The sequence below is a fragment of the Methylobacterium sp. genome (assembly GCF_019745455.1).
GTDB lineage: Bacteria > Pseudomonadota > Alphaproteobacteria > Rhizobiales > Beijerinckiaceae > Methylobacterium.
In genome coordinates, this window is the sequence record NZ_JAIETD010000061.1 from 1 (window position 1) to 3,604 (window position 3,604).

The following is a 3,604-nucleotide window of genomic DNA, read 5'->3' on the forward strand; positions in this document are numbered from 1 at the left end:
CGATAGCTCAGCGGGTAACGCAGGTACCAGGCGACGGCCTGAACGATCAGGGCCGCCTCGTAGTGCCGGCCCTTGAAGTCGGCCTTGGCGCGCGTCTTGAGCTTGGCGGCGATGGCAGACAGGATCATGGGGTGGCCTCCGAAACGGGAGGTGCCATGCGGGCTCTATGGTCAACGCGGGGTAAACGCCGCGGGTTTGCGACAGGGCCGATGCGAGGCTCGGAGATGCCCCTTGGTTGGCAACCCGCTCTCGCCAAACAGGTTGGCCGTCGTGATGGAACAATCCCAACCGAAAACTCGGTCGTCCCTCTGCGGGTAAGACGAGAAACAAGGGACGAGGCACCACAATCGTGGGCCAGGTTGCATAGCGTGAGATCGGAGGCGCTCCAATCGGAGGGTCGGTCCTATCGATCGCATCAGGCAGAGGTTTGATGCGGTCTTGCGCCGCATTCCCGTCGAATGAAGGCCGGATCGCAGGTGTCGAATGAGCCGTGATGCAAAGGCGGGACTATCCACGAAACGGTTGAACGAGGCCCTCCTCCGACCGGGCGACATCGTGCTGACGACCACCAAATCAGCCGTCAGCACGGCCATTCGCAGAGCCACCCGCAGCGACATCTCCCACGCGATGGTCTACGTCGAGGATCGCTCCGTCATCGACGCGACGGACGAGGGCGTCCAGGCGCGCAACACCCAGCGCCTGATGATCGAGGAAGCTTGCCCGGTTCATGTCCTGCGCCTACGGACCGGGATCTCCGCCGAACAGCTCGCCGCTGTTCGGACCTTTCTGCGCGGTCACATCGGCACCCGCTACTCGAAGAAGGAAGCCGTGCTCGCAGGGCTGGGTGGGGCGCAAAGTTGGACCCGCCAACAGTTCTGCTCCCGTCTGGTTGCACAGTCCTTTCAGGCTGCCGACATTCAGCTTGTATCAGATGCGAACTACTGCTCTCCAGCCGATCTGAAGGCGAGTCCCCACCTCGAGGCCATTCCGAACCCCACGCTTCCGATGCCGCCGGAAGAAGCCGCGGCCTGGGATGGCCGTGTGGATGTCCCCCAACTTATGCGTGACGCGATCAACGCCCTTCTGAGCGGCGCGCGCTCGCGGAACGCGAGTATCGAGACCTTCGACGACCTGCACGCACATCTTATTGCGCATCCCGATCAGGACGAGGAGATGTGTCTTCTGCTCGACACCTCCTGGTCAGCCCCCATTGAAGTGGTCCGCTCTTTGGTATGATGGTGTGGAACGGCCCTGCTTGCGGCAGTGCTGATCTGGTTTTTCAATCCGGATCAGTTCTCGAACGCGGAGGAACCGAAATGTCTGAGATTCACGTTGTCGGCCTCGATCTGGCTAAGCAGATCTTTCAGGTGCACGCGATCACCTCGGAGGGCGCCGTGGTGGTGAGACGGCAATTGCGCCGCTCGCAGGTGCTGACATTCTTCTCCAAGTTGCCATCCTGCCTCGTGGGGATGGAGGCATGCGGCGGTGCTCACTTCTGGGCGCGTGAGATTGCAAGGCTTGGCCATCAGGTGCGCCTTATGCCGCCGAACTACGTCAAGCCTTACGTGAAGCGCGGCAAGACCGATGCCGGCGATGCAGAAGCGATCTGTGAGGCGGTGAGCCGTCCAACGATGCGCTTTGTGCCGGTCAAGACAGCCGAGCAGCAGGCCGCCGCCATGGTGTTGAAGACACGTGACCTGCTTACGCCAGCGGAACCAAGCGATTAACGCGTTGCGGGCTCACCTATCGGAGTTGGGCATCGTGAGCGGCACGGGGGTCAGCCGAGTGGCGGGTCTGATCGGGATTGTCCGAGACCCTGACGATGCGCGGCTTCCGGTCATCGCGCGGCAGGTCCTTGTGGATCTGTCCGATCACATCGAAGCGTTGACCGAACGCCTTCACCGCTTGGACCGCGAGATCGTGGCCCGGTCACGGGAGGACGCGGACCTCCGGAGGCTGACGGCGGTCCCTGGTATTGGACCCATCTCGGCAGCGTCGCTGAAAGCCCTCGTCCCCGATCCGAGTGGGTTCGTCTCCGGACGGCACTTCGCAGCCTGGCTTGGCCTGACACCGCGCGCTCATTCCAGCGGAGGCAAAGAGCGTCTGGGCCGGATCTCAAAGATGGGCAATCCGACCTTGCGAACCTTGCTGATCCTGGGCGCGACCACGGTACTGCGTCACGCGCGCAATGGCGGGAAAGCTTCACCGTGGTTGCAGGCGATCCTGTCGCGTCGTCCTCCGAAGGTCGCCGCCGTTGCGCTGGCCAACAAGACGGCGCGCATCGTCTGGGCTCTCCTCACGAAGGGTAGCCATTATCGGAATCCTGGTCTCGCCGCATCGAGCACAATGGGCGCCTGACGGAAGAGACTAGACAGAGCTGACCGGCGGACCGCTGCCGGGCAGGGACAAGGTGTGCAACAGCAGCGATGAGACCCCACGGGACGTCACCCCGAAGTGAGACAGGCCTCCAAAGCCGATGCGCCTCCGAGCGCGCTGGTATGATCTGCCGCTCACCTCGCGGACTCCATCGAGGCCAGCGGTCTATGACCGCGCCCAAAGGCCGGACATATGACTGCACCGTTCGCGGTGGGGGATTTGTTGCTGAGCGCTCTTGTCCGCAGGGCCGTTCCACATATGGCTTTTGAGCCTGGAGGACGGACAAGATGGCAAAGCACCCGACGCCCGAGGAAATTGTTGCCAAGCTACGGCAGGCGGATGTGCTGATCTCACAGGGCCAGAGCGTGGCCGATGCGATTCGCGCGCTCGGCGTGAGTTCAGTGACATACTACCGGTGGCGGCGTGAGTTTGGCGGGCTGAAGTCAGATCAGGTTCGACGGATGAAGAGTCTTGAGACTGAGAATGCTCGACTTCGAAAGGCAATCGCCGATTTGACGCTGGACAAGTTGATCCTGCAGGAGGCGTCCCGGGGAAACTTCTGAGCCCCGCGCGCCGACGCGCTTGTGTCGAGCACATCCTGCTGACGATGAACATCTCCGAGCGCCGCGCCTGCCGGGCGCTCGGACAGCATCGCTCGACACAGCGCAAGGTGCCGCGGGGCCGCGACGACGAGGAGGCGCTGACAGCCGATCTCGTGGCATTGGCCGAGAAGTATGGACGCTATGGCTACCGCAAGATCAGCGCGTTGCTGAAGGCGGCCGGATGGTTCGTCAACGACAAGCGCGTCGAGCGGATCTGGCGGCGTGAGGGTCTGAAGGTCCCAGCCAAGCAGCCCAAGCGAGGGCGGATCTGGGACAACGACGGCTCCTGCGTCCGTCTTCGCCCGGAACACCGCAATCACGTGTGGTCGTATGACTTCGTCGAGGCACGCACGCATGACGGGCGCAAGATCCGGATGCTCAACGTCGTTGACGAGTTCACCCATGAATGCCTGGCGATCCGGGTCGCTCGTAAGCTCAAGGCGATCGACGTCATCGACGTACTCTCGGATCTGTCCATCCTACGTGGCGTACCTGGCCATATTCGTTCGGACAACGGGCCGGAGTTCGTTGCGAAGGCCGTCCAAGCTTGGATTACCGGCGTCGGAGCAAAGACGGCCTACATCACGCCAGGCTCACCATGGGAAAATGGCTACGTCGAAAGCTTC

Annotated in this window: 1 protein-coding gene and 3 pseudogenes; 3 read left to right on the forward strand and 1 reads right to left on the reverse strand. The window is 62.5% G+C overall.

The genetic code is table 11. The features are described from left to right. Nucleotides 1-128: pseudogene (locus K2Y56_RS14580) on the reverse strand (IS6 family transposase); the annotation flags it as partial. Nucleotides 129-483: 355 nt separating this feature from the next. Between K2Y56_RS14580 and K2Y56_RS14585 the strand changes: the two are divergent. The 3 genes and pseudogenes from K2Y56_RS14585 to K2Y56_RS14595 all read left to right on the forward strand — a co-directional run. Beyond that, on the forward strand, nucleotides 484-1,236 hold the full coding sequence (locus K2Y56_RS14585) for a YiiX/YebB-like N1pC/P60 family cysteine hydrolase (protein ID WP_292508744.1): 753 nt from the start codon (nucleotides 484-486) through the stop codon (nucleotides 1,234-1,236). 80 nt (nucleotides 1,237-1,316) lie between these two features. Further along, nucleotides 1,317-2,358 (forward strand): annotated as a pseudogene (locus K2Y56_RS14590) (IS110 family transposase). A gap of 305 nt (nucleotides 2,359-2,663) precedes the next feature. Then, nucleotides 2,664-3,604, forward strand: a pseudogene (locus K2Y56_RS14595) (IS3 family transposase); the annotation flags it as partial.